Annotated in this window: 27 protein-coding genes; 19 read left to right on the forward strand and 8 right to left on the reverse strand. The window is 62.9% G+C overall.

Annotated features, from left to right (window positions below; all coding sequences use genetic code 11):
* Nucleotides 1–106 precede the first annotated feature (106 nt).
* On the reverse strand, nt 107–883 hold the full coding sequence (locus NKH91_RS09870) for a VOC family protein (protein ID WP_352844494.1): 777 nt from the start codon (nt 881–883) through the stop codon (nt 107–109).
* 402 nt (nt 884–1285) lie between these two features.
* On the opposite strand from NKH91_RS09870, the gene NKH91_RS09875 reads away from it, so the two are divergent.
* The 5 genes from NKH91_RS09875 to NKH91_RS09895 all read left to right on the forward strand — a co-directional run bounded on the left by NKH91_RS09875 (nt 1286) and on the right by NKH91_RS09895 (nt 5493).
* Nucleotides 1286–2650: an NAD(P)-dependent oxidoreductase gene (locus NKH91_RS09875; protein WP_352844493.1), complete on the forward strand. Its 1365-nt coding sequence runs from the start codon at nt 1286–1288 to the stop codon at nt 2648–2650.
* Between the two features lie 2 nt (nt 2651–2652).
* Nucleotides 2653–3966 carry an NAD-dependent dihydropyrimidine dehydrogenase subunit PreA gene (gene preA, locus NKH91_RS09880; protein WP_023720863.1) on the forward strand — a complete coding sequence of 438 codons (1314 nt, stop codon included), beginning with the start codon at nt 2653–2655 and terminating at the stop codon, nt 3964–3966.
* A 100-nt stretch (nt 3967–4066) separates the two neighbouring features.
* A complete protein-coding gene (locus NKH91_RS09885) occupies nt 4067–4585 on the forward strand; it encodes an RrF2 family transcriptional regulator (RefSeq protein ID WP_352844492.1) in 519 nt (172 codons plus the stop codon).
* 12 nt (nt 4586–4597) lie between these two features.
* On the forward strand, nt 4598–5056 hold the full coding sequence (locus NKH91_RS09890) for a carboxymuconolactone decarboxylase family protein (RefSeq protein ID WP_352844491.1): 459 nt from the start codon (nt 4598–4600) through the stop codon (nt 5054–5056).
* Between the two features lie 59 nt (nt 5057–5115).
* Nucleotides 5116–5493 carry a DoxX family protein gene (locus tag NKH91_RS09895; protein WP_352844846.1) on the forward strand — a complete coding sequence of 126 codons (378 nt, stop codon included), beginning with the start codon at nt 5116–5118 and terminating at the stop codon, nt 5491–5493.
* Between the two features lie 28 nt (nt 5494–5521).
* Here NKH91_RS09895 and NKH91_RS09900 read toward each other — a convergent pair whose 3' ends face one another.
* Both NKH91_RS09900 and NKH91_RS09905 read right to left on the reverse strand, forming a co-directional pair.
* On the reverse strand, nt 5522–6244 hold the full coding sequence (locus NKH91_RS09900) for an SDR family oxidoreductase (protein ID WP_352482940.1): 723 nt from the start codon (nt 6242–6244) through the stop codon (nt 5522–5524).
* Nucleotides 6241–7092 carry an SDR family NAD(P)-dependent oxidoreductase gene (locus NKH91_RS09905; protein WP_352844490.1) on the reverse strand — a complete coding sequence of 284 codons (852 nt, stop codon included), beginning with the start codon at nt 7090–7092 and terminating at the stop codon, nt 6241–6243. The genes NKH91_RS09900 and NKH91_RS09905 overlap by 4 nt, the downstream gene beginning before the upstream one ends.
* A 105-nt stretch (nt 7093–7197) precedes the next feature.
* On the opposite strand from NKH91_RS09905, the gene NKH91_RS09910 reads away from it, so the two are divergent.
* Nucleotides 7198–8070: a helix-turn-helix transcriptional regulator gene (locus tag NKH91_RS09910; RefSeq protein ID WP_023720857.1), complete on the forward strand. Its 873-nt coding sequence runs from the start codon at nt 7198–7200 to the stop codon at nt 8068–8070.
* Between the two features lie 10 nt (nt 8071–8080).
* Here the strand turns inward: NKH91_RS09910 and NKH91_RS09915 are convergent, their stop codons facing one another.
* The gene (locus tag NKH91_RS09915) at nt 8081–8722 is read right to left on the reverse strand and encodes a TetR family transcriptional regulator C-terminal domain-containing protein (protein ID WP_352844489.1); all 642 of its coding nucleotides are present in this window, start codon (nt 8720–8722) and stop codon (nt 8081–8083) included.
* A gap of 243 nt (nt 8723–8965) precedes the next feature.
* Here NKH91_RS09915 and aptA point away from each other — a divergent pair, with 243 nt between their 5' ends.
* The 5 genes from aptA (at nt 8966) to NKH91_RS09940 (ending at nt 13913) form a co-directional block, all read left to right on the forward strand.
* Nucleotides 8966–10294: an omega-aminotransferase AptA gene (gene aptA, locus NKH91_RS09920; RefSeq protein ID WP_352844488.1), complete on the forward strand. Its 1329-nt coding sequence runs from the start codon at nt 8966–8968 to the stop codon at nt 10292–10294.
* Nucleotides 10295–10362: 68 nt separating this feature from the next.
* On the forward strand, nt 10363–11613 hold the full coding sequence (locus tag NKH91_RS09925; protein ID WP_352482945.1) for a Zn-dependent hydrolase: 1251 nt from the start codon (nt 10363–10365) through the stop codon (nt 11611–11613).
* Complete coding sequence (locus NKH91_RS09930) at nt 11610–12059, forward strand: contact-dependent growth inhibition system immunity protein (RefSeq protein WP_352495154.1); 450 nt, start codon at nt 11610–11612, stop codon at nt 12057–12059. Before NKH91_RS09925 ends, NKH91_RS09930 begins: the two co-directional genes overlap by 4 nt.
* Nucleotides 12060–12093: 34 nt before the next feature.
* The gene (gene hydA, locus NKH91_RS09935) at nt 12094–13545 is read left to right on the forward strand and encodes a dihydropyrimidinase (protein ID WP_023720852.1); all 1452 of its coding nucleotides are present in this window, start codon (nt 12094–12096) and stop codon (nt 13543–13545) included.
* 29 nt (nt 13546–13574) lie between these two features.
* Nucleotides 13575–13913 (forward strand): hypothetical protein, encoded by a 339-nt coding sequence (locus NKH91_RS09940; protein WP_352814703.1) that lies wholly within the window; start codon nt 13575–13577, stop codon nt 13911–13913.
* 35 nt (nt 13914–13948) lie between these two features.
* On the opposite strand, the gene NKH91_RS09945 is transcribed toward NKH91_RS09940, so the two are convergent.
* A complete protein-coding gene (locus NKH91_RS09945; protein WP_023720850.1) occupies nt 13949–14353 on the reverse strand; it encodes a cupin domain-containing protein in 405 nt (134 codons plus the stop codon).
* Between the two features lie 161 nt (nt 14354–14514).
* Between NKH91_RS09945 and NKH91_RS09950 the strand changes: the two genes are divergently transcribed.
* From NKH91_RS09950 to NKH91_RS09970, 5 genes are all read left to right on the forward strand, one after another.
* A complete protein-coding gene (locus NKH91_RS09950) occupies nt 14515–15306 on the forward strand; it encodes an ABC transporter ATP-binding protein (protein ID WP_023720849.1) in 792 nt (263 codons plus the stop codon).
* 448 nt (nt 15307–15754) lie between these two features.
* Nucleotides 15755–16633: an ABC transporter permease gene (locus tag NKH91_RS09955; RefSeq protein WP_352884629.1), complete on the forward strand. Its 879-nt coding sequence runs from the start codon at nt 15755–15757 to the stop codon at nt 16631–16633.
* Nucleotides 16630–17766 carry an ABC transporter permease gene (locus NKH91_RS09960; protein WP_031194513.1) on the forward strand — a complete coding sequence of 379 codons (1137 nt, stop codon included), beginning with the start codon at nt 16630–16632 and terminating at the stop codon, nt 17764–17766. Before NKH91_RS09955 ends, NKH91_RS09960 begins: the two co-directional genes overlap by 4 nt.
* 39 nt (nt 17767–17805) lie before the next feature.
* On the forward strand, nt 17806–18777 hold the full coding sequence (locus NKH91_RS09965) for an ABC transporter substrate-binding protein (RefSeq protein WP_352482954.1): 972 nt from the start codon (nt 17806–17808) through the stop codon (nt 18775–18777).
* A 152-nt stretch (nt 18778–18929) separates the two neighbouring features.
* A complete protein-coding gene (locus NKH91_RS09970) occupies nt 18930–19373 on the forward strand; it encodes a CHRD domain-containing protein (protein ID WP_023720844.1) in 444 nt (147 codons plus the stop codon).
* Between the two features lie 39 nt (nt 19374–19412).
* Here the strand turns inward: NKH91_RS09970 and NKH91_RS09975 are convergent, their stop codons facing one another.
* From NKH91_RS09975 to NKH91_RS09985, 3 genes are all read right to left on the reverse strand, one after another.
* The gene (locus NKH91_RS09975; protein WP_023720843.1) at nt 19413–21062 is read right to left on the reverse strand and encodes a thiamine pyrophosphate-binding protein; all 1650 of its coding nucleotides are present in this window, start codon (nt 21060–21062) and stop codon (nt 19413–19415) included.
* Nucleotides 21059–22234, reverse strand: coding sequence for a CaiB/BaiF CoA transferase family protein (locus NKH91_RS09980; RefSeq protein WP_352844486.1), 1176 nt, complete (start codon nt 22232–22234; stop codon nt 21059–21061). The genes NKH91_RS09975 and NKH91_RS09980 overlap by 4 nt, the downstream gene beginning before the upstream one ends.
* 163 nt (nt 22235–22397) lie before the next feature.
* Nucleotides 22398–23333 (reverse strand): alpha/beta fold hydrolase, encoded by a 936-nt coding sequence (locus NKH91_RS09985; protein ID WP_352590000.1) that lies wholly within the window; start codon nt 23331–23333, stop codon nt 22398–22400.
* A gap of 264 nt (nt 23334–23597) precedes the next feature.
* Here NKH91_RS09985 and NKH91_RS09990 point away from each other — a divergent pair, with 264 nt between their 5' ends.
* The 3 genes from NKH91_RS09990 to NKH91_RS10000 all read left to right on the forward strand — a co-directional run bounded on the left by NKH91_RS09990 (nt 23598) and on the right by NKH91_RS10000 (nt 25963).
* Nucleotides 23598–24383, forward strand: coding sequence for an alpha/beta fold hydrolase (locus NKH91_RS09990; protein ID WP_023720840.1), 786 nt, complete (start codon nt 23598–23600; stop codon nt 24381–24383).
* Nucleotides 24380–24829 carry a MarR family winged helix-turn-helix transcriptional regulator gene (locus NKH91_RS09995; RefSeq protein WP_352844485.1) on the forward strand — a complete coding sequence of 150 codons (450 nt, stop codon included), beginning with the start codon at nt 24380–24382 and terminating at the stop codon, nt 24827–24829. The genes NKH91_RS09990 and NKH91_RS09995 overlap by 4 nt, the downstream gene beginning before the upstream one ends.
* Nucleotides 24830–24949: 120 nt before the next feature.
* Entirely contained in the window at nt 24950–25963 is a 1014-nt protein-coding gene (locus NKH91_RS10000; protein ID WP_352844484.1) for a ribonuclease T2 family protein, read from the forward strand.
* Nucleotides 25964–25972 lie beyond the last annotated feature (9 nt).

Here is a 25972-nt window from a genome sequence, read left to right on the forward strand (position 1 = left end):
CGTAAGGTTGGAGGGACAGCGCCCCTCTCTGTCCTGCCGGACATCTCCCCCACGAGGGGGGAGATCGGTTTTTGCTGCCGGTTTCGCCAATCGCGACGCGACGTTGCTACCGCACCGGTGCCATTAGCGCGAAATGGGCGCCTTGCGGGTCTGTGCACTGCACGATCCAGCTGCCGCCGGGGACCTCCATCGGACCCATCAGGATATTGCCGCCGTTGTCGGTGACGCGCTTGGCTGCCGCGTCGATGCCGGGCACGTTGAAATAGAACTGCCAGACCGGCGCCGGGATCTGCTCGGGCTTGTTCATTATGCCGCCAACGGGCTCGCCGCCGAAGGCGAAAAGCTGGTAGACGCCCATCGGACCCATATCCATGGCGTCACCCTTCTCCCAGCCGAACTGACTGGAATAGAAATCGGACGCCGCCTTCCAGTCTGACGTATAGAGCTCATGCCAGCCGATGTTGCCGGGTGTCGCCAACGGTAGCGGCGGCTGGTCGGGACCGCTGGGCTGCAGGAAGTTGAACATCGCGCCTTGCGGATCGGCAACGACGGCGAAGCGGCCGACGCCAGGAATGTCGTCGGGCTCGCGGTGAACCGCGCCGCCAGCCTTCTTGAGGGAGGCCGTTGCGGCATCGACATCCCTGGTGAGGATATAACCGATCCAGGCCGGCGGCATTCCCATCTTGCGCGCGTCATCGGGCAGCGTCATCAGCCCGCCGACGCCGCGCTCGCCGACATTCATGACGATATAGCGCGGCATGCCCGGCGCCCCTTCGAAAGGCTGCCCCCGCCAGCCTACCACGGCGGTGTAGAACGCCTCGGCGGCGTCGAGATCGGTGGTCATCAGCTCGTACCAGAAGAAGGGCATGGGGGACTGTGGCATTGTCGTGCTCCTTGCGCATGCGCGATCCATTCTAGGACGATCTTCACGACGAAAATCCGACAGCCAACCAAAAAAGATGACGGCAAACCGGAAATGTTACCGGGTTGCGCGCCCTGTGGTTTTCGACTTTGCTTGCAGTCAACGAGGGGTTGTTGATCCATGCGCCGGATGTCGCTCACTTCCGAACTTGTCGCGCTGTGCGACGAGATCAGGTTGATCCATGGCAACGCTCCTGAATGCGGTTCCGTACCTGCTTCGTGACGTATATGGCCGTTTGGAAAAACATGATTATTACAGTCATGTTTGTTGAAGCTTTTCAGTCGCTTGCGCCGAAAATTGACCAATTGATAAAAAAATAAAACGTGCTAGCCTTCCCCAAAACAAGAACATGGGGAACTGACGATGCCAGAAGGCCAGTTCAAGCAAGGCATTGCCGGCGGGCGGCTTTCGCCGGAACAATACGCCGATAATTTCGCCGACCTGCACCCGCCGCTCGATCACCACGAGGCGCTGGTCGAGTCCGACCGCTGCTACTTCTGCTATGACGCGCCGTGCATGAATGCATGCCCGACCTCGATCGACATCCCGCTGTTCATCCGCCAGATTTCGACGGGCAATCCGATCGGCTCAGCCAAGACGATTTTCGACCAGAACATCTTGGGCGGCATGTGCGCCCGCGTCTGCCCGACCGAAACGCTGTGCGAAGAGGTCTGCGTGCGCGAAGTGGCCGAAGGCAAGCCGGTGCAGATTGGTCGCCTGCAGCGCTACGCCACCGATGTCGCCATGGCCGAAAACAAGCAGTTCTACAAGCGCCCCGAACCGACCGGCAAGACCGTCGCCGTGGTCGGCGCCGGACCGGCCGGGCTTGCGGCCGCGCATCGGCTCGCCCGCTACGGCCACGAAGTGACCATTCTGGAAGCCCGCCCGAAGGCTGGCGGCCTTAATGAATACGGTATCGCCGCGTATAAAAGCGTGGACAATTTCGCCCAGGCCGAGGTGGATTATGTCACGTCGATCGGCGGCATCGACATCCAGAACGGCAAGGCGCTCGGCCGTGATTACCAGCTGTCGGACCTGACCCGGAATTACGACGCGGTGTTCCTCGGCATGGGGCTTGCCGGCGTCAATGCCTTGCGAGCGGATGGCGAGGAGGCGCAAGGCGTCACCAATGCTGTCGAGTTCATTGCCGAGCTCCGTCAGGCCAGTGATCTGGCCAGCCTGCCGGTCGGCCGGCGTGTTGTCGTCATCGGCGGCGGCATGACGGCGATCGACGCGGCGGTGCAATCGAAGCTGCTCGGGGCCGAAGAGGTGACGATCTGCTATCGGCGCGGCCCGGAGCACATGAACGCCTCCGAATTCGAGCAGGACCTGGCCGCTGCCAACGGCGTCATCATCCGGCACTGGCTGCAGCCGAAGCGGGTCATTGCTGACAGCGGCAAGGTGTCGGCGATCGAGCTCGAATACACCACGATGGACGGCGACCGGCTTGTCGGCACCGGCGAGCGGCTGACGCTGACCGCCGACCAGGTGTTCAAGGCGATCGGCCAGAGCTTTGTCCCGGCTGCGCTCAACGGCAGCGGGGCTTTGCTTGACCTGGAAGCCGGCCGCATCAAGGTCGACGCCGAAGGCCGCACCTCGCTGCCAAACGTCTGGGCCGGCGGCGACTGCATCTTTGGCGGCGACGACCTGACCGTCTCGGCCGTCGCGCAAGGCCGCGACGCGGCGGAAAGCATTCATCGGGCACTGACCTCGAACGGGAGGGCATGAGCATGGCAGACATCCGCAACAATTTCGTCGGCATCAAATCGCCGAACCCGTTCTGGCTGGCCTCGGCGCCGCCGACCGACAAGGCCTATAACGTCATCCGCGCCTTCAAGGCCGGCTGGGGCGGTGTCGTCTGGAAGACGCTCGGCGAAGAGGGTCCGCCGGTCGTCAACGTCAACGGGCCACGCTATGGCGCGATCTGGGGCGCTGATCGTCGCCTGCTTGGCCTGAACAATATCGAGTTGATCACCGATCGCGACCTGCAGGTCAATTTGCGCGAGATCAAGCAGGTCAAGATGGACTGGCCCGACCGGGCGATCGTCGTCTCGCTGATGGTGCCGTGCGAGGAGCATGCCTGGAAGGCGATCCTGCCGGTGGTCGAGGAGACCGGCGCCGATGGTATCGAGCTCAATTTCGGCTGCCCGCACGGCATGTCGGAACGCGGCATGGGTGCGGCGGTCGGTCAGGTGCCGGAATACATCGAAATGGTGGTGCGCTGGTGCAAGGCCAACACCCGCATGCCGGTCATCACCAAGCTGACGCCCAACATCACCGACATACGCAAGCCGGCACGCGCTGCGCTGTCCGGCGGCACCGATGCGGTGTCGCTGATCAACACCATCAATTCGATCACCGGCGTCAATCTCGACAATTTCGCACCGGAGCCGACCATCGACGGCAAGGGTTCGCATGGCGGCTATTGCGGTCCGGCGGTGAAGCCGATCGCCATGAACATGGTGGCCGAGATCGCGCGCGACCCGGAAACGCATGGCCTGCCGATCTCCGGTATCGGCGGCATCACCACCTGGCGCGACGCCGCCGAATTCATGGCGCTCGGCGCCGGCAATGTGCAGGTGTGCACGGCGGCGATGACCTATGGCTTCAAGATCGTGCAGGAGATGATCGCCGGCCTGGAAAACTGGATGGACGAGAAGGGCCATGCCTCGCTTGACGACATCGTCGGCCGCGCCACGCCCAACGTCACCGACTGGCAGTATCTCAACCTCAACTACATCGCCAAGGCGCATATCGACCAGGACGCCTGTATCAAATGCGGCCGCTGCCACATCGCCTGCGAGGACACCTCGCACCAGGCGATCACCAGCATGGTTGACGGAGTCAGGCATTTCGAGGTGATCGAGGCCGAATGCGTCGGCTGCAATCTCTGCGTCAATGTCTGTCCGGTCGAGAACTGCATCACCATGGAGCCGCTGGCGGTCGGCGTGATGGACCAGCGCACCGGCAAGCCGGTGTCACCGATCTACGCCAACTGGACGACGCATCCGAACAACCCGATGGCTAAGGTGGCGGCGGAATAGCATTGCGAAAAAAGCGGCGTTCATGGGCGCCGCTTTTTAAATTTCCTATTGCGGATAAAAATTATCCACGATAAGTTATATCCATGAATAGGAGAGCGAAATGAAGCTGGGTGAGGGCGTCGAAGCGGCCATCCACTGCGCCGCGATGCTTGCCGGCGTTGATGGCGCCGCGACCATGCCGGGTGCTGCCATGGCGGAAGCGTTCGGGCTGTCGCCGAGCTATCTCCTCAAGCATCTCAATATGCTGACGGTGTCGGGCATTCTGGAATCGGTTCCGGGGCCGTCCGGCGGCTACCGGCTGGCGCGGCCGTCGGAGGGCATAACGCTGCTCGATATCGTGCTGGCCGTCGAAGGGCGAGAACCGGCCTTTCGCTGCGCCGAAATCCGCCAGCGCGGCCCCGCCAGGCTCGATGCCTCGGTCTATGTCAAACCCTGCGGCATCAAGGTGGCGATGCTGAAGGCCGAGCGTGCCTACCGCGCAGCGCTCGCCGACGCCCGGCTGTCCGACATCGTTGCAGAATACACGGCCGATGCCGATCCCCGTTCGGTCGCCGCCAACTGCGCCTTCGTCGAGCGCCGTCAGCGTCCGCAGAAATCAAGTTCAACCAAGCAAGCATGAAGGCTACAGAAGATGGAACAGAGGCTGCAATTTTTCGGCGCGGCGCCGGAGATCATGAAGGCGGTGTCGGCGCTCAACAAGGCAGTCGACGAATGCGGGCTCGAAAAAAGCCTGTTGCATCTGATCAAGCTCAGGGCGTCGCAGATCAACGGCTGCTCGTATTGCGTCGAGATGCACAGCCGCGAGGCGCGCCACGACGGCGAGAGCGAGCAGCGGCTCTATCTCGTCTCCGCCTGGAAGGAATCGCCGCTATTTTCAGAGCGCGAACGCGCAGCCTTTGCCTGGACCGACGCGCTGACCAGGATCGCCGACAACGGTGTTTCGGACGAACTCTACGCAAGGACGCTCGAGCATTTCTCGGAACAGGAGCTGGTCAAGCTGTCGGTTGCGCTCGGCATGATCAACACCTGGAATCGGCTTTGCGTTCCGTTCCATGCAATCCATCCGATGCCGGCGGTCATGGCCGCTTGAGCATGGACCAGGCGCGGGGCCTGCGTCGCGCGCCTCTTTTCTGCCCAAGGACCAACAGCATGTTTTCAAACTTTGATAGTGAGATTCTATTCGCGGCCCGCCTGCTGCTTGGCGGCGCTTTTGTCTTTGCCGGCCTGCGCAATATCCAGAACGCGGCGTTCCTGACCCAATTGATGACGACGCGCGGCGTGCCGCAGGCTCGGCTGGTGCTGTGGCTGGGGATCGTCCTGCAGACCGTCACAGGAGCACTGGTGATCGCGGGCATCTGGACCGCTGCCGCCGCTCTGTGCCTGGTGTTGTTCCTTGTCGTTGCTACGCCGATGTTCCATAATTTCTGGGATCATCAGGGTCCCGAGCGCGCGTCCCGCATCAATGGCTTTGTCGGCAACGTCGCGCTGACGGGAGGATTTCTGGCGCTGATCGCGCAGTCGCTTTGAAAGCGATCACCGCGTAGATGTAGCCGCGTTACGCCGCATACCGCAAGCCGCCGTCGCAGGTCAGGATCTGGCCGGTGACGAAGCTGTTCGAAACCAGGAACGCGATCGCCTCAGCAACGTCCTCGGCGCGGCCGATGCGGCCGACCGGCGTCTTGCCTGCATAATCGGCAAACACCGCATGGCGCTGTTCATCAGGCAAAAAATCCCACCAGGGCGTGTCAATGACGCCCGGCGCCACGACATTGACGCGTAACGGCTTCAGCTCCATTGCCAGGATCGGCACCACGGTCAGCAGCATGCCGTTGACGGCGGCGATGCCGGCGACACCCGGCGCCGACAATTGCGCCGACACCGCCGAGATGAAAGTCACCGAGCCGCTCTTGTTCAGCGTCGGCAAGGCGGCCTGCAGGCAGGAGAGCTGCGGCCGGACCTTCTCGTCGACGCCGCCGCCGATGTCGGTCAGGTCAAGCGTTTCGAACGGGCCGAGCCCCTTGCCGCCGCTCGCGGCCAGCACCAGGTGATCGAAAGGGCCGAGATCGCTGAAAAACCGGCGAACCTCGTCCGGCTTCGCGGCATCGAAGGCAGCTTTTCCGACCGCGCCGCCAAGGCTTTGCCCTGCGTTGTCGAGCCTTTCCCGGTTGCGCCCGGTGATCGTCACCTTCATGCCCGGACCAAGCAGCTTTTTCGCGGTGGCGAGGCCGATGCCGGAGGAGCCGCCGACGACCACAGTGTGCTGCGCTTTCTCGATCATGAATTTTCTCTCTTCGATGTTGCGGAAGCCGGTGCGAGCCCGACAAGACCGAGGCTCAATTCCCGCAATCGACGTCGTGCCTTAGCGTCATAGGCTTGCGCATCGGCGCGGGATTCCCTCTGGCCGTCGAAATAGAGGCCGCTCCGCCCTTCGAGCGCCGGCGATGTGGCGAGATTGATGATGGCTTCGGCGCCGGTTTGGACCGAGCTCCAGGGTGTGACGCCCGCCTGCCGCACCATCGTGGTGTTCATGTAGCTTGCCGGATGCAGGCTGTTGACCGTGACGCCGGTGCCGTTCAGCTGCTCCGCCAGATCGATGGTGAACATGATCTGCGCCAGCTTGCTCTGGCAGTAGGCACGGATGCCGTCATAGGAGCGGGTCAGCATGACATCGTCGAAATCGATCGCCTGCTGGCCTGCCGAGGCGACGTTGACGATGCGCGCCGGCGCGCTGGCCTTGAGCAGCGGCAGCAGCTCCGTGGTGAGCAGGAAGCCGGCGAGATAGTTGACGGCAAAGCGCAGTTCGTAGCCGTCGGCGCTGACCTGTCGTTTGGCGTTGGGGCCGGCGGTGCCGACGCCGGCATTGTTGATGAGGACATCGAGTCGGCCCGTGCGGGCGCGAACAGCCTCGGCGAGGCGGCGGACCTCAGCCAGGGAGGAGAGATCGGCCACGAGCAACTCGGCTTTGCCGCCGGCGGCTTCGATCTCGGCCACGATCGCCTTGCCCCTGGTCGCGTCGCGGCCATGCACCAGGATGCGGGCGCCGCCGGCGCCGAGCCTTTGCGCGACGACACGGCCGACGCCGTCGGTCGACCCGGTGATGAGGATTGTCTTGTCTTTCAGTTCCATGTTCAGAGCCTCCATCTCATCGCTCTGAGCGGAAAGATGGGGCACCAGCCACTTGCCAAACAGTTCAAACTTTATCCTGGTATCGGTACTGCTATAGTAGCGGCCATGGATTCCACCGCGCATTCCGCCGAAGACAGCCGCCGCCGCGAGCTCGGCGCCTTCCTGCGTTCGCGGCGCGAAAGGCTGACGCCTTCGGCCACCGGCATCTCGACCGGCTTACGCCGGCGCACGCCCGGGCTGCGGCGCGAGGAGGTGGCGATGATCGCGGGCGTCGGCACGACCTGGTACACCTGGCTGGAGCAGGGCCGCGACGTTCGGCCGTCGGTGGAAGTGCTGACCGCACTCAGCCAGGCGCTGCGCCTGGACGCGGCTGAGCAACGGCATCTGTTTATTCTCGCCGGCCGGCCGCAGCCGGAGCGTCGCGTCGACGCGCCGGAAAAGATCGACGGCCCCTTGCTGCACATGCTGCAGAGCCTGGTCCTGCAGCCGGCCTATGTCGTCGGGCGGCGCTGGGATGTGCTGGCCTGGAACCCGGCGGCGGCAGCCGTGTTCGGCGATTATGGCCTGCTGGAGGGCGATGCCCGCAACATCGTCCATATGGTTTTCACCAGCCCGCAGCATCGGCGCCTGCTCGTCGACTGGGAGGAACTGGCGCGCGCCGTGCTGGCGTCATTCCGGGCGGAAAGCGCGAAGTATGTCGGCGATCCGGATTTCGAGCGGTTGATTGCGCTGATGACGCGTTCAAGCCCGGAGTTCCGCGCCTGGTGGCCGCTGCGCGATGTGGCCCGCAACCTATCGGGTGTGAAGCATGTCAGGCATCCGATAGCGGGCGCCATGGCGTTCGAACATATGAGCCTGTCGATCGACGACGGCTCGGACATGAAGCTGATCGTCTACACGCCGCTCGCCGAGCAGAACTCGATCGCCAAGCTGCAGAAGCTGCTCGATGCGCTGCCGGCCGCGCGGCGCAGCGCGTGAACCATCAAGGCTAGTCTTTCGGCTTCAGCCCGTCGATGAACAGTTGCTCGAGAAACCTTGCGGCATCCTCGAAGCGGCCGTCGCCGCCGCGGTCGGGGCCGAGCACGGCGCGGACCTGGACGTCGAAATCGGCATAATGCTGCGTCGTCGCCCAGATCGAGAAGATCAGGTGCCAGGGGTCGGTGCGGGCAATCTTGCCGGCGCGCATCCAGCCCTTGATGACGTTGGCTTTCTCGTCGACCAGCGTCTTCAACTCACCTTCCAGCATCGGCATGATGCGCGGCGCGCCCTGCAGGATCTCATTAGCGAATAGCCGGCTCTCGCGCGGGAAATCGCGCGTCATTTCGAGCTTGCGCCTGATGTAGTTGCGCAGTTCGGTCAGCGGATCGCCAATGTCGTCGAGTTCGCGCAGCGGCGCCAGCCAGGTGTCGAGAAGCCGTTGCATCAGCGTCTCGTGGATGTCCTCCTTGCGGCGGAAATAATAGAGCAGGTTCGGCTTCGACATGCCGGCGGCTTCGGCGATCTGGTCGATGGTCGAACCGCGAAAACCGTTGGTGGAGAAGACTTCGAGCGCCGCCTCCAGAATGAGCTCGCGCTTTTCCAGCTGGATGCGGGTGCGGCGTGGAGCGGAGCTTTCGACCGCCCCCGTCACCTCGAACAACCTTCGCTGTGAGGAGCGTCTGGACCAATTCTCTGGACCAGTTTTTCCCCGCCCTGTGGAGCGCACTTCGAAAGCCGCATTTCCGCTAGTAATCCCTTGACCGCTGATAAGGCGGTGCTAACGTTTGTCCAACCGGTCAAAAATTTGCGTAGCACGAAAACGCAGCAAAGACCAAGTGTTGGAAAGACCAAGCGTTAGCCGCACCGAAACAGGTTACAAGGGGAAGTCTTGGTCATGTCCAACCGGCTGAAAGTCACGCCGAACGATCTCAGCGCATTCTGGATGCCGTTCACGGCAAACCGGCAGTTCAAGCAGGCGCCGCGCATGATGGTGTCGGCCAAGGACATGCATTACACGACCAGCGACGGGCGCAAGGTTCTCGACGGCACCGCCGGCCTGTGGTGCGTCAATGCCGGCCACTGCCGCCCGAAGATCACCGAGGCGATCCAGAGCCAAGCGGCAGAGCTCGACTATGCGCCGGCCTTCCAGATGGGCCACCCGATCGTGTTCGAGCTGGCCAATCGCCTGGTCGACATCGCCCCGAAGGGCATGGACCATGTGTTCTTCACCAATTCCGGCTCGGAATCAGTCGAGACGGCGCTGAAGATGGCGATCGCCTATTACCGCGTAAAAGGCGAGGGCTCGCGCACCCGGCTGATCGGCCGTGAGCGCGGCTATCACGGCGTCAATTTCGGCGGCATCTCGGTCGGCGGCATCGTCACCAACCGCAAGATGTTTGGCACGCTGCTCGGCGGCGTAGATCACATGCCACACACGCATTTGCCGGAAAAGAACTCCTTCACGAAAGGCGTGCCCGAGCATGGCGCGGAACTGGCCAACGAGCTGGAACGCATCGTCGCCCTGCACGACGCGTCGACCATCGCCGCAGTCATCGTCGAACCGGTTGCCGGTTCCACCGGCGTCATCCTGCCGCCGAAGGGCTATCTGCAGAAGCTGCGCGAGATCTGCACCAAGCACGGCATCTTGCTGATCTTCGACGAGGTCATCACCGGTTTTGGCCGCCTCGGCACGCCGTTTGCCGCCGACTATTTCGGTGTCACCCCGGATATCATGACGACGGCCAAGGGCGTCTCCAATGGCGTCATCCCGATGGGCGCGGTGTTCGTCAAGAAGGAAATCCACGACGCCTTCATGACCGGGCCCGAGCATATGATTGAGTTCTTCCACGGCTACACCTATTCGGGCAATCCGATCGCCTGCGCGGCGGCGCTGGGCACACTCGACACCTACAAGGAAGAGGGGCTGCTGACGCGCGGCGAGGAACTGGCGCCGTACTGGGAGGACGCGCTGCACTCGCTGAAGGGCGAACCGAACGTCATCGACATCCGCAACATCGGCCTGATCGGCGCGATCGAGCTGGCGCCGATCGCAGGCCAGCCGACGAAGCGCGCCTTCTCGGCTTTCGTCAAGGCGTTCGAGCGCGGTGCGCTGATCCGCACCACCGGCGACATCATCGCTCTGTCGCCACCGCTCATCATTACCAAGGGCCAGATCAACGAATTGATCGACCATGTGCGCGAAGTGCTGAGGGCGGTGGACTAGATGCTCCCCAACATGTAGGGCGACGACGGGAACCGTCGTCCTAATGTGAGTAAATGAGAGGAACTTGAATGGCCGCCCCCGGCGAGAATCTGCGAATCAATTCAGACCGTTTGTGGGATTCGATAATGGAGATGGCGAAGATCGGCCCTGGCATTGCCGGCGGCAATAATCGCCAGACCGTTACCAACGAGGATGGCGAAGGGCGGCACCTGTTCAAGCGCTGGTGCGATGAGGCGGGGCTCGAAATGGGCGTCGACGAGATGGGTACGATGTTTGCCCGTCGCGAAGGCACCGACCCCAGCCTGCCGCCGGTGTATGTCGGCAGCCATCTCGATACGCAGCCGACCGGCGGCAAGTACGACGGCGTGCTCGGCGTGCTCGGCGGCCTGGAGGTTGTGCGCTCGCTCGACGATCTCGGCATCAAGACCAAGCACCCGATCGTCGTCACCAACTGGACCAACGAGGAAGGCGCGCGCTTTGCGCCGGCGATGATGGCGTCCGGAGTATTCGCCGGCGTGCTCGATCAGGCCGAAATCTATTCGCATGTCGACAAGGACGGCAAGAAATTCGGCGAGGAGCTCGAACGGATCGGCTGGAAGGGCACCGAAAAGGTCGGCGAGCGCAAGATCCACGCCTTCTTCGAATTGCATATCGAGCAGGGCCCGATCCTCGAGGACGAGGGCATCGACATTGGCGTCGTCACCCATGGCCAGGGACTGAAATGGCTGCAGGTGACGCTGACCGGCAGGGAGGCGCATACCGGCTCTACGCCGATGCCGAAGCGGCGCAATGCCGGGCTCGGCATGGCGCGGGTGATCGAATTGGTGCACGAGATCGCCATGGACTACCAGCCGGACGCCGTCGGCGCGGTCGGCCATATGGAGGTCTATCCGAACTCGCGCAACATCATCGCCGGACGCACCGTCTTCACCATCGACATCCGCTCGCCGGAAAAGGAGGTGCTGGACGCCATGGACGGCCGCATCCGCGAAGGCATCGACACGATCTGCGAGGCGCTCGACATCAAATATCAAATCGATCAGGTCGGTCATTTCGATCCGGTCACCTTCGACGCGGGCTGCGTCAAGGCTGTGCGGGATGCGGCGGAGCGCCTGGGATATACGCATCGCAACATCGTCTCCGGCGCCGGCCACGACGCCTGCTGGATCAACCGCGTCGCACCGACGGCGATGGTGATGTGTCCCTGCGTCGACGGGCTCAGCCACAACGAGGCCGAGGAGATCACCAAGGAATGGGCAACGGCCGGCGCCGATGTGCTGTTCCACGCGGTGGTCGATACGGCAGTGATTGTCGAATGAAGCCGCGTCGCAATCTTGACGAAGATCGGACGCTTAACGTGCTTCTGGGCTGGAAGGCAGATCAGCCTCCATTTCAAACCTCTCTCGTCGAACAATGCAGCATCGCGTTGGCAACGCCGCTGCGGAACCTTACGGGGGAGCAAATAAGGCTGCTGGTCAGCCAAGGATTCGGGCTGGAATATGTGGTCCCCAAAGCGATATCCATACTGACTGAAAACCCGTTGATCGCAGTGACGTTCCACGATGGCGATCTACTTATGAACTGCCTCAAGATTTCTCCGGAGTTCTGGATGGAAAACCAGGATCTTTGGATTGAGCTTGACGGGATCCTGCGATCGCTTGACCAAACCATGTCAGACATCGGCAAGCATCGGCCACAATTCGATTCCGCCTGGGAAATTTTGAGCGGTCAGGACGCGGGAATCGCAAGATCGAAGAAAGCTTAAGCTTGCCAACGCGGACATATAGGGGAACAAGAAAATGTCCAAAGTCATCAAGAATGGCACCATTGTCACCGCCGACCGGACGTGGAAAGCCGATGTGCTGTTCAGGCACGGCAAGATCGTCGGCATCGGGCCGGATCTGCATGGCGACCATGAGTTCGACGCCAGCGGCTGCTATGTCATGCCGGGCGGCATCGACCCGCATACCCACCTCGAAATGCCGTTCATGGGCACCTATTCGGCCGATGATTTCGAGAGCGGCACCCGCGCCGCGCTCGCCGGCGGCACGACGATGGTCGTCGATTTCTGCCTGCCGGCGCCGCAGCAGTCGCTGCTCGAGGCCTTGCAGATGTGGGACAACAAGACTTCGAAGGCTTCCTGCGATTATTCCTTCCACATGGCGATCACCTGGTGGGGCAAGCAGGTGTTCGACGAGATGGCCACCGTCGTTGACAGGGGCATCACCTCGTTCAAGCATTTCATGGCCTACAAGGGTGCGCTGATGGTCGATGACGACGAGCTGTATTCGTCGTTCCAGCGCTGTGCCGATCTTGGCGCGCTGCCGCTGGTCCATGCCGAGAATGGCGACGTGGTGGCGGCACTGTCGCAGAAGCTGCTGGCGGCGGGCAATAGTGGTCCGGAGGGACACGCCTATTCGCGCCCGCCGGAAGTCGAAGGCGAGGCGACCAATCGTGCCATCATGATCGCCGACATGGCCGGCGTGCCGCTCTATGTCGTGCATGTCTCCTGCGAGCAGGCCCACGAGGCCATCCGCCGGGCGCGCCAGAAAGGCATGCGGGTATTCGGCGAGCCGCTGGTCCAGCACCTGACGCTGGACGAGAGCGAATATTTCAACAAGGACTGGGACCATGCGGCGCGGCGCGTTATGAGCCCGCCCTTCCGCAACAAATGGCATCAGGATTCGCTGTGGGCCGGCCTGCAGGCTGGGTCACTGCAAGTGGTGGCGACCGACCATTGTGCCTTCACCACCAAGCAGAAGCGCAACGGCGTCGGCGACTTCACCAAGATCCCGAATGGCACGGGCGGGCTCGAGGATCGTTTGCCGGTGCTGTGGACGACCGGCGTCAACACCGGCCGGCTGACGATGAACGAGTTCGTCGCGGTGACCTCGACCAACATCGCCAAGATCCTCAACATGTACCCGAAGAAGGGCGCCATCGTCGAAGGCGCGGACGCCGACATCCTTGTCTGGGACCCGAAGCGCAAGAAGAAAATCACGGCCAAGAAGCAGCAGTCGGTCATCGACTACAACGTCTTCGAAGGTTTCGAGGTGACCGGCCTGCCACGCTACGTCTTCTCGCGCGGCGAACTGTCGATCGAGGAAAACGAGGTTAAGGCAAAGCCCGGCCATGGCGAGTTCGTCGCTCGCGAGCCGAACGCGGCGGTCAACCGGGCACTGTCGACCTGGAAGGAAATTTCCGCGCCGCGCAAGGTGGAGCGTACAGGCATCCCGGCGACGGGCGTTTGAGCTTGGCGAGCCACGGAGCGGTCATCTCAATGGCCGCGGTGATCCTTGCCGCCGGGCCGGCGGCGGACGTCCTTGCCGGCTCCTTTGGCAATGAGGTCGGTTGCGCTGGTGTACGGCTCGGTTATCAGGACCGCGACGATTATGTCGTGCTGACCGCCGAGGGCGTCGAAACCTATGGCAGCGGCTGCGAGTTCGCACAGCCATTGACGACGACGCCTGGCACCCAGTTGTTGAGCTCCACCTGTTTCGCCGAGGGCGAGGAGGGGACGACCACAGATGTCGTCAAGGTCATCAACAAAGGAGGGGACGGTTTCTTCGTGACCATTCCCGGCCTTGAGGAGATAGGGCCGCTGAAATCATGTTCGTGACGGTGCCGATGACGGCCGCCGCCTCGACCCAGTCCTCAGGCGACCAACCCGTCCAGTTCCGGCAGCAGGACGACGCTTTCCTGTTCGTTGGGATCGGTGCGGGCAATAACCGCCGAGGCGGGGCTGTCGCTCAGATTGGCCGGCAGATGCGGCACACCGGGGGGAATATAGAAAAGATCGCCGGCCTTGACCACGATATGCTGTTCGAGCCGGTCGCCATACCAGGTATGGACTTCGCCGGAGAGCACATAGATCGCGGTTTCATGGTTTTCGTGCATATGCGCCTTGGCGCGGGCGCCCGGAGGCATGGTCAGCAGATGCATGCAGATACCGGAGGAGCCGACTGTTTCGGCGGCGATACCGGCGAAATAGCTCAGGCCCTGCTTGCCTTCATAAGAGCTTTCAGGGCGGATAAGATGGCACGTCGGTTTGGGCGACATCGGGGCAACTCCGGGCGTCTATCTGATGGGACAAGGGCACGTAGAACTGGGGCGCGTAGAACTGGCGCGAGTAGGACTGGGCGAGTGGAAAGCAACATCGGGGTAAAATCAATCGGATTCCGGCCGGTGGCGCAGTGGCCGGAAGCGACAGGCTACGGCCGATGACGGGAGCATCGCCAGCCGTTGTTTCGGCAAGCAAGCTTGGCCTGACCTTCCAGACCAATGACGGTCCGGTGCAGGCGCTGTCGAATGTCGACCTGACCATCGGCAAGGGCGAATTCGTGTCCTTCATCGGGCCCTCCGGCTGCGGCAAGACGACCTTGCTGCGCGTCATCGCCGATCTGGAGAAGCCGACATCGGGAGCCATTTCCGTCAACGGCATGACGCCCGAGCAGGCGCGCCAGCGCCGCGCCTATGGCTATGTCTTCCAGGCGGCCGCACTTTATCCGTGGCGCACGATCGAGCGCAATGTGGCGCTGCCGCTGGAGATCATGGGCCTGTCCAGGGCGGAGCAGGCGGCGCGCATCAAGCGAACCCTCGACCTCGTCAACCTCAGCGGCTTCGAGAAGAAATACCCTTGGCAGCTTTCGGGCGGCATGCAGCAGCGCGCCTCGATCGCACGGGCGCTCGCCTTCGATGCCGACCTTTTGTTGATGGACGAACCGTTCGGCGCGCTGGACGAGATCGTGCGCGACCACCTCAACGAACAACTGCTGGAGCTTTGGGAGCGGACCAACAAGACCATCTGCTTCGTCACCCATTCGATCCCCGAGGCGGTCTATCTGTCGACGCGCATCATCGTCATGTCGCCGCGCCCGGGGCGTGTCAGCGATGTCATAGAATCGACGCTGCCGAAGAAGCGGCCGCTCGATATCCGCGAGACGCCGGAGTTCCTGGCCATCGCGGCACGGGTGCGCGACGGGCTGAGGGCAGGGCACAGCTATGATGATTGAGGGCGCGCCCGACGGGCTTGCGCGTTCGACGCAGGAGGTGCATCGCCCTCGCGAGAGAGGCGCTAACCGTGCTTTCGTCATCCTAGGGCGGAGCCGCCGCGAAGCGGCGTGCGCAGACCCTAGGATCCATGCCGTGATGTCGGGCGAAACGCGCAAGCGGTCGAGAATAAGCGTTACGCAGAGCGGTGCGGAGGGAGCCATTTTCAGCACCGTTGCGGAGCGGGGAGATAACGGCATGGATCCTAGGGTCTGCGCCGCGTCGCTTCGCTCCTTGGTTCGCCCTAGGATGACGAAAGCGTGGTTGGGCGCTCCCTTTACTCACGCCGCTTCGCGGCTGCTCCGCCCCAGGACGACGAAAGCGCGGTCACCCTCACCCGGCCTCCGCTTCGCTCCAGCCACCCTCTCCCCGTTGGGGAGAGGAGGGCGCATACCCGGCGAGGCCTGCTAGATGGACTCGTTTCGCGACAAGATCGTTCCGGTGACCTCGATCCTCCTGGGCGTCGTCGTCGTCTGGTACGTCATGGCCGTTGTCCTCAACGCGCCGTTCCAGCGCGATCTCGACCGCCGCGCCAATTTGACACCGGGCATTGTGGAATTCATCGGCAAGACGCTGGCACAACCGAAGCCGACGCTACCGGCGCCACACCAGGTGGCGATGAATTTTTTCGAAAACACCTTTTTGCGCAGCATCACCTCGAACCGCAGCCTTGTCTACAATGCCTGGGTGACGCTGTCGTCGACGCTGCTCGGCTTTGCCTTCGGCACAGCGCTCGGCATCGTCATCGCCGTCGGCATCGTGCATGTGGCGACCCTCGACCGCAGCATGATGCCGTGGATCATCGCCTCGCAGACCATTCCGATCCTGGCGGTGGCGCCGATGATCATTGTCGTGCTGGCGGCGGTCGGCATCACCGGGCTGATCCCGAAAGCGCTGATCTCGACCTATCTGTCGTTCTTCCCGGTGGCGGTTGGCATGGTGAAGGGGCTTCGCTCGCCCGAGCTCACCCATCTCGACCTGATGCATACCTATAATGCCAGTCCCTCGCAGACCTTCTGGAAATTGCGGGTGCCGGCCTCGGTGCCGTTCCTGTTCACCTCGATGAAGGTGGCTGTCGCCGCCAGCCTGGTCGGCGCCATTGTCGGCGAGCTGCCGACCGGCGCCGTCGCCGGCATCGGCGCCAAATTGCTCGCCGGCGCCTACTACAGCCAGACGATCGACATCTGGTCGGCGCTGGTCGCCGGCTCGGTGGTGGCGGCCTTGCTGGTTATGCTGGTCGGCATTGCTGGGCGCCTTGTCGACCGCGCCATGGGCGGGAGGCCGGCATGAGCTCGCTCCTGAGCCTTTCCTCAATCACCCCCCGATCCTGGCAAGGATATGCCGCGCTTATCCTTCTTGTCGGCGCGCTGCTTCTTTGGCCGCTCGTCAGTGCTACGCCCGGTTACGGCATGGCGACTACGGTTTTGATTTTCATTTTGCTGCTCATGGCAATCGAGGCCGACAACTTTCCACCGATGATCGGGGTGGTGTTGCTGTTCCTTGGCGCGCACGGCGCGGCGTGGATGTTGCTCGCCGGCATAACCGGCAATGAGGGCAGCGCTCGTGGCTCCTTCTATCTGCTGCTCGTCGCGGCGTGGTTTTTGGCCTGGCGCTGCGTAACGGTCTTGTCGTCGGTTCGCCCGACGTCGCGCTGGGCGTCAACCGCCTTGCGCCTGATCATTCCAGCCATCTTCGGCGCTTGGATCCTGATCATCTGGGAGGCGGTGACGCGTGGCGCCGGCATTCCCTTCATCCTGTTGCCGCCGCCAAGCGCCATCGGTGCACGCATCGTCGGCTCGCTGCCGGTGCTGGGGGCCGATGTCAGGCAGACCATCTTCAAGGCGGTGATCTTCGGCTATGTCGTGGGCAGCAGCGCCGGCTTCCTCGTTGCCATCGCCGCCGACCGTGTGCCGTTCCTGCGGCGCGGGCTTTTGCCGATCGGCAATATGGTGTCGGCGCTGCCGATCATCGGCGTCGCGCCGATCATGGTCATGTGGTTCGGCTTCGACTGGCAATCCAAGGCAGCCGTGGTCATAATCATGACCTTCTTCCCGATGCTGGTGAACACCGTCGCCGGGCTTACCGCCTCCGGCCATATGGAGCGCGACCTGATGCGCACCTATGCCTCGAGCTACTGGCAGACGCTGTTCAAGCTGCGGCTGCCGGCAGCGGCACCCTTCATCTTCAATGCGTTGAAGATCAATTCGACGCTGGCGCTGATCGGCGCCATCGTCGCCGAGTTCTTCGGCACCCCGGTGGTCGGCATGGGGTTCCGCATTTCGACGGAAGTCGGGCGGATGAACATCGACATGGTGTGGGCGGAAATCGCAGTTGCAGCACTTGCGGGTTCGGTCTTTTATGGCGTGGTCGCTCTTTTCGAGAGAGCAATCACGTTTTGGCATCCCTCTGTCCGTGGTGGATAGGGGCGGTGGGTTTAGGGCGCTAACTTCAGAGGGTAAAACATGAAAAGACTTGTTGTTTCGATGCTGGCCGGCGCGATGTCGCTTGCCGCGTTCCAGGCGATGGCCGCGGACAAGGTGACGCTGCAGCTGAAATGGGTCACCCAGGCACAGTTCGCCGGCTATTATGTCGCCAAGGCCAAGGGCTTCTATGACGCCGAGGGCCTCGACGTCGACATCAAGCCCGGCGGCCCGGACATTGCACCCGAGCAGGTCATTGCCGGCGGCGGCGCCGACGTCATCGTCGACTGGATGGGCGGCGCGCTGGCTGCGCGCGAAAAGGGCGTGCCGCTGGTCAACATCGCCCAGCCGTTCAAGAAGGCCGGAATGGAGCTGGTCTGCCCGAAGGACGGCCCGATCAAGACGGAAGCCGACTTCAAGGGCCATACGCTGGGCGTCTGGTTCTTCGGCAACGAGTATCCGTTCTATGCCTGGATGAACAAGCTTGGCCTCAAGACCGATGGCGGGCCGGACGGCGTCACCGTGCTCAAGCAGAGCTTTGACGTGCAGCCGCTGATCCAGAAGCAGGCGGATTGCATTTCGGTCATGACCTATAACGAATACTGGCAGCTCATCGACGCCGGCTACAAGCCGGAAGAGCTGACCGTCTTCAACTATTCCGCCATGGGCAACGATCTGCTCGAAGACGGGCTCTATGCATTGGAGGACAAGCTCAAGGATCCGGCCTTCGAGGACAAGATGGTGCGTTTCGTGCGCGCTTCGATGAAGGGTTGGAAATACGCCGTCGACAATTCCGACGAGGCGGCCGGCATCGTCATGGACAATGGCGGCCAGGACGAGAACCACCAGAAGCGGATGATGGGCGAAGTCGCCAAGCTGATCGACAATGCCGACGGCAAGCTCGATCCGGCGACCTACGAGCGCACCGCCAAGGCGCTGCTCGACCAGAAGATCATCACCAAGGAGCCGACCGGCGCCTACACGACCGCGATCACCGACAAGGCGATCAAATAGAGCTATCAAGCAGGCTCTGTTGGAAGACGAAAAGGGGCGGGCGACCGCCCCTTTTTGGTGGGATGTAAAATGAACGTTACCCGCGGAAACATCCGCTCGCAAAATCGTTGTGCCGATGCATCCAACTCAAGGGTGCCACAACGGAGGTTTCCATGCGCATCCAGTCCTTCACGCCGATGCTTTCGGCGCTGGCCATTTCTGCCGCCATCTTCTCGGTGTCACCGGCTCTGGCCGAAACCGTAAAGATGACCGCGACGCTCGATGGTGCTCAGCAGAGCCCGCCCGTCACCACGAAGGGCAAGGGTACCGCCACGCTCAGATTCAACACCGCCACCAAGAAACTCAGCTGGACGGTGAGATATTCCGGCCTCAGCGGGCCGGCGAAGGCCGGGCACATTCACGGCCCGGCGGCAGAGGGTCAAAACGCCGATCCAGTGGTGCCGTTCGAAGGCAAGCTGAAGAGCCCGATCAAGGGTTCGGCGACATTGACCGATGCCCAGGCGACCGATCTTGAGGCGGGCAAATATTACGTCAACATCCACACCGCGGCCCACGCCGACGGCGAGATCCGCGGCCAGATCGAAAAGGTCAAATAGGCAGATCAAGACGACAAAACAGGGCAACCACCCTGTTTGTCAGGCCTTGTCGCGAATCTGGGTCATCGTGCGGGTCGGCGTGATGGCTTCGGGGTCGAGCCTGATCTCGACGATCGACGGCTTGCCGCTAGCACGCGCGCGCTCGAAGGCCGCCGCGAAGTCGGCGGTCTTTTCCACCGTCTCGCCATGGCCGCCATAGGCACGGGCCAAAGCAGCAAAGTCGGGGTTTTTCAGATCGGTGGCGACGACACGGCCGGGATATTCGCGCTCCTGATGCATGCGGATGGTGCCATAAATGCCGTTGTTGACTACGATGACGATGATCGGCAATCCGTATTGTACGGCGGTGGCGAATTCCTGCCCGTTCATCAGGAAACAGCCGTCGCCGGCGAAGGCGATCACGTCGCGGTCGGGGAAAAGCTGTTTGGCGGCGACCGCCGCCGGCGTGCCGTAGCCCATCGAGCCGGATGTGGGTGCTGCCTGCGTGCCGAAACGCCGGAAGCGATGGTAGCGATGCACCCAGGTGGCGTAGTTGCCGGCGCCATTGGTGAGGATGGCGTCGTCCGGCAGCATCGTTTCGAGATAATTCATGATCGGCCCCATCTGCACGGCGCCGGGGCCGCTCTCCGGAGGCGTCGACCAGTCGAGATAGGCGGTGTGCAGCTTCGCTGCCTCCGCCGCCCACACCGGCGTTGCGGCCGGCTTGCGTTTGGCAAAGGCTTCGACGAAAGCGGCAGGCGAGGTATTGATCGCCAGCGCCGGCCGGTAGACGCGGCCGAGCTCGCCGGCGTCGGCATGGATATGGACCAGCGTCTGGTCGGGGTAGGGGCTCTTCAGCAGCGTGTAGTCGGATGACGGCATCTCGCCCATGCGGCCGCCGATCAGCAGCACAAGGTCGGCCTGCTTGATGGCGGTTGCCACTTTGGGATTGATGCCGATGCCGACATCGCCGGCATAGTTCGCGTGGAGATGGTCGAACAGCATCTGGCGGCGGAAAGAGCAGCCGACCGGCAGCGACCAGGCTTCGGCTATCGTCCGCATCCGTGCAACGGCCTGCGCATCCCAGCGCGTACCGCCAAGGATGACGAACGGCCGCTTTGCCTTGTTGAGCAGCTCGTCCAGCGCGTCGAGCTCGGCTTCGCCAGGCCGCGTCTCGACAGGGGTGTAATGCCGGGCTTCCGGTGCCTCGGCAAGGCTGGTCAGCATGTCCTCGGGCAGCGAGATGACGACCGGGCCCGGGCGGCCGGACGTCGCCACTGCAAATGCCCGTGTGACGAATTCGGGGATGCGCGCGGCGTCGTCGATCTCGACCACCCATTTGGCGATATCGCCGAAGAACCTGACATAGTCGACCTCCTGGAAGGCCTCGCGCCCCTTGGCGTGGCTGGCGACCTGGCCGATGAACAGGATGAGGGGGACCGAATCCTGCATGGCGATGTGGATGCCGGCCGAGGCATTGGTGGCGCCTGGGCCGCGGGTGACGAAGCAGATGCCGGGCCTGCCGGTCAGGCGGCCATGGCAGTCGGCCATCATTGCGGCACCGCCCTCCTGGCGGCAGACGATGGTGCGGATTGGCGAATCATGCAGCGCGTCGAGCACCGCCAGATAGGATTCGCCGGGCACGCAATAGATACGGTCCGTTCCGTTGGCTTCGAGCGCATCGACGATGAGTTGTCCGCCGGTCTTCATTTTCCTGACCTCTCCAGTTCGGCAAGGATTTCTTCGGTGTGTTCGCCGAGACGCGGCGACGGCCGTTCATAGACCAGCGGCGTGCCGGACATGACCATCGGCGCGCGCACCGAGGGCAAGAGATTGCCATGGCCGTCATCGAGGTCGAGCCGCATGCCGCGCGCGATGGTCTGCGGGTCGGCAAACATCTGGCCGATATTGTTGATCGGGCTGGCCGGCACGCCGGCTGTCTCCAGCCTGGCCAGCAGCGGGTCGCGATCGAAGACCTTCAGCGCCTCGACCATGTGCTCGCGCAGCTTTGCCCGGTTGGCGACGCGGGCGGGATTGGTGGCGAAGTCAGGGTTCGAAGCCAGCTCATCGAGGCCGACGGCAGCGCAAAACTTTGCGAATTGGCCGTCATTGCCGACCGCCAGGATGATGTGGCCATCTTTCACCGGCACCACCTCGTAGGGCGCGATGTTCATATGCGCATTGCCCATCTGCACCGGCGATTGTCCGGAGACGAGATAGTTGAGGTTCTGGTTGCCGAGCGTTGAGATCTGGGTGTCGTAGAGCGCCATGTCGATATGCTGGCCTTCGCCGGTCTTCTCGGCGTGGCGAAGTGCCGCCTGGATGGCAACGACCGAATAAAGCCCGGTGAAGACATCTGAAATAGCCACGCCCGCCTTCTGCGGTTCGCGGCCGGCTTCGCCGGTGATCGACATCATGCCGGCCATGCCCTGGATGATGAAATCATAACCGGCGCGCGGCGCATACGGTCCCGACTGGCCAAAACCGGTGATCGAGCAATAGATCAGCCGTGGGTTGATTTTCCTCAGGCTGTCATAGTCGAGGCCGTATTTCTTAAGTCCGCCGACCTTGAAGTTTTCGATCAGCACTTCCGAGGTCGCGACCAGCCGGCGCACCGTCTCGGCGCCCTCGGGCGTCGAGAAGTCGATGGCGATGGAGCGCTTGCCGCGGTTGCAGGAATGGTAATAAGCGGCCGAAAGGTTCTCGCCATCATGGCCGATGACGAAGGGCGGTCCCCATTTGCGGGTGTCGTCGCCGCCGTCCGGGCTCTCGACCTTGATCACGTCGGCGCCGAGGTCAGCAAGCAGCTGCCCGGCCCATGGCCCGGCGAGGATGCGTGCGAGTTCGATGACGCGGATGCCTTTGAGCGGAGGCTCAGTCATGGATCACCGTGGTTGGCCGAAAGCGCAGGCTTAGATGTTTTTTGTGCATGTCGTTATCCCAAAACCGCTGCGCACCCTCGGGTCGAGCCCAAGGGCATGCTTTGGGCGACATCCACTATCAATCCCGGGTGCCGCTGTCACGGCCCTTGCAATGGGCCAAGTATCAAGGCGCCCTCAGCACGCGATCGGCCCAAGCGGCAAAATCCTCCATGATGATGTCTCGATTGACCTCGTTCAGGCTCTCGTGGCGGGTTTCGGCGTAAACCTTTGAAACGAGATTCGAAAAGCCCAGCATGTGCATCCGGCCGGCGAGATGGCTGACCGCCTTGCCGCCGTCCGAGGCCGGATCCTGCTCGCCTCCGACCAGATTGACGAACAGGTCGCGCCGCACGCCGGAAAAATTGCGGTCGCGGCCGCAATGCAGCGTCATCTTGACGATGTCCTGCCACATCGACACCGATGCGTCCCAGCCGCAGAGCGGGTCGGCGATGTATTTCTCGACTTCGGCGGCATCGCGCGACAGCCAGTCGAAGGGCGTCCGGCGATCGGGCACTGCCTTGCCCCAAGCCCGGAACGTCAGCCGGGGCAGCATGCGCGACGGCACGTCTGAGCCAAGCCGGAACTTTTCCCAGGCAAGCATGCCCAGCGCGATTTGGCCGAGCAGTCCGGCAGAGAAATTGCCGTTCCAGATCGCGGCGGCATGGATGCGCGCCGAGTTGCGGAGGACAAAGTTCAGAGCGACCGACGCGCCCAAGGAGTGACCGAAGGCGATGACCGGCAGGCCGGGCTGTTCCCTGGCGATCAGATCATGGACGGCAGCGACATCGGCGATGACCTTGGCACCTCCATCCGCATCGGCGAACCTGCCAGGTGGCGCGTCGGGCGCCTTGGTGACGCCGTGGCCACGGTGGTCGTGCGCGTAGACCTGGTAGCCGCGCGCGCCGAGGAAATCGGCGAAGCGGGCATAGCGCGCCGCGTGCTCGGCCAACCCGTGATTGATCTGGACAATGGCGCGCGGCTGGCCTGTGGCGTGTTTCACATAAAGGTTGAGCTCGGCGCCGGTCGGCGATGCCAGCATCCTCTGCTTGTCAAATGGCATGTCTCGCTCCCGTCGGCGACTGTTGGGCGACGCAGCGATCGACGTCAAGAGACGTAGGGTACCCATTCGACGCTAGTTGACAGTATGCTGTCAATATGTTACATGACAGCATACTGTCAATTGGCCAGCAGATTGGGGGTATGACTATGAAAACCACCGGGGCCATTTCGCGGCGTGCAATCTTGCTGGCGGGCTTCGCCTTCACGACGGCCACCCTGTTGCCAGGGATTGCTGCGTTCAGTCAGGAAACCAGGGAGATGACCCATGATGACGTCCACCGTTCCAGGCCCGCAAGGCCAGCTTGCCACTTATAGGATCAACGCCGGCAATGGCCTGCCGATCCTGTTCCTGCATGGAGATTGCAGCCGCGCTTCCCACTGGGACCGGGTGATGCAGCTCTCCGTCGAAGGCCGCGAGGCGGTAGCCTTCGATTTTCGCGGCCATGGCGCCTCCGCGCCGGCGCAGGACGGTGACTATGGCTATGACGGCCGTGCAATGGATGTCGGTGCCGTGGCCGACGCGTTTGGCCTGAAGCGGTTTCTCATTGTCGCGCACAGCGGCGGCGGTGGTGTGGCGCTCGCTTATGCCGCCAGCCATGCCGACCGGGTCGCAGGTGTCTTGCTCGTCGACCCGGCGACCAATCCTCGTGCGCTGCCGCAGGCGATTCGCGACGGCTTTGTCCGCGATCTGGCCGGTCCGCAAGGCCGCGATGTCCTGAACGCCTATTACACGTCGATTGCCGGCCCTAACGCGGCTGTTCGCCAGCGTGTTCTGGCCGATGTGGCAGTGGTCGATCCGGCGGCGAGGGCAGGTGTCGGCAAGGCACTGGCCGAATGGAACCCGGAGCCGGCACTCAATGCGTATCGCGGGCCTATGTTCGTATTGGCTACCGAGGCCAGTGACACTCCAGCCGCGCTCTACCGGCTGCGCACGGACATTCCGCGCCAGATCGTGGCGGGCAGCGGCCATTGGGTGATGCTTGACAAGCCCGAGGTCGTAGCCGAAGCCGTTAATAATTTCGTCGCGACCATCGAGGCCGGCCAGAAATGACGACCAGGACCGAAGCGGCAAATGTGTTCACGGAACTCGTGCTTGCCGTGTTCAGGATGAACGGCAGTTTTCTGGATGCGGCCGACCGGCTGGCCGCTCCAACCGGGCTGACGGCAGCGCGCTGGCAGGTTTTGGGTGCGGTTTTGAAGGAGCCGAAATCCGTGGCCGACGTCGCCCGCGACATGGGTCTCGCCCGTCAGAGCGTACAGCGGCTGGCCGACATACTGGCTGCGGAGGGGCTTGCCGCCTATGCCGACAACCCAGCGCATCGCCGCGCCAAGCTGTTGTCGATAACCGATGCCGGCCGGGCAGCGGTCAAGAATATCGGCACACGCCAGCATGTTTGGGCGAACCGCGTCTCGGAGGGTATGGACGCCGACGCGCTAAAATCCTCGCTTGATCTGCTGCGCACCTTGACAGAACGGGTGGAGGCGGGCGGAGCCTGATCGACCACACGGGAACCGTCTCAATGCGCTGGCGATTGTTTTTACGGCCGACGAAAGAAATCGTAATTCTGACATGTCGCAAGTTTCTAGCTTGCGGCGTGAATCACGAGCAGTGCCGGAATGCGGATTTGGGCGATATGGGGGGCGGTGTTTCTTGCGTTTGCTGGCGCAAGCGCGGCGCGGGCCGATGTGAAGATGACCGGCTCTTTCGTCGCCGATGCCGCCTGTCCGGCAACGCAGGCGATCAAGAGCGGCAAGAATCCCGGCAACGTCTCGACCGCGGCTGGCCAGAGTTACGATCTGCTGGCCGGCAACAAGGACGCGCCCACGCACTATCTCATCCGCGTTCCGGGCGCCGATCCGGAGCGCCGCTGGGTTAAGATCAGCTGCGGTCACGTTTCGGGCGGCAGCGCGTCGACGATACCGGCTGCACCGGCGCCTGCCGAGCCGAACAAGCCATCGGCGTCCGGAAAGCCGGAATATGTCTTCGCGCTGAGCTGGCAGCCGGCTTTCTGTGAGACCAAATCCAGCAAGACCGAATGCCGGGCGCAGACCGCCGCCGGTTTCGATGCGACCCACTTCACCTTGCATGGGTTGTGGCCGCAACCGAATGGAAATTTCTATTGCCAGGTCGCGGCAAGCGACAAGGCGAACGACGATCCGGCACATTGGCGGGATTTGCCGCCGGTCACGCTGGACCCGAATACGCGATCGGAACTCGACCAGGTGATGCCGGGCACCGCATCCGCCCTCGAAAGGCATGAATGGATCAAGCACGGCACCTGCTACGGCAAGAGTCAGCAGGAGTATTTCTCCGACGCTTTGAACCTGATGCAAGCGGTGAACGCGTCGCCGGTGCGCGATCTCTTCACCAGGAACGTCGGCAAGCAGCTGACGTCCGATCAGATCCGCAGCACCTTCGACAGCGCCTTCGGCAAAGGCGCGGGCGAGCGGGTCCGCGTATCCTGCGTGGTCGATCCTTCGAGCGGCAGGCGGCTGATCGACGAGCTGACGCTCGGCCTGGCCGGCCCGATCGCTTCGAACTCTTCGCTCGGTGCGCTGCTGCTTGCCTCGGCACCGACAGCCAAGGTGGGTTGTCCGAAGGGTACCGTCGACGCCGTCGGGTTCCAGTAAACAGGCCGA

The organism is Mesorhizobium sp. M0894 (assembly GCF_040319725.1).
GTDB lineage: Bacteria > Pseudomonadota > Alphaproteobacteria > Rhizobiales > Rhizobiaceae > Mesorhizobium.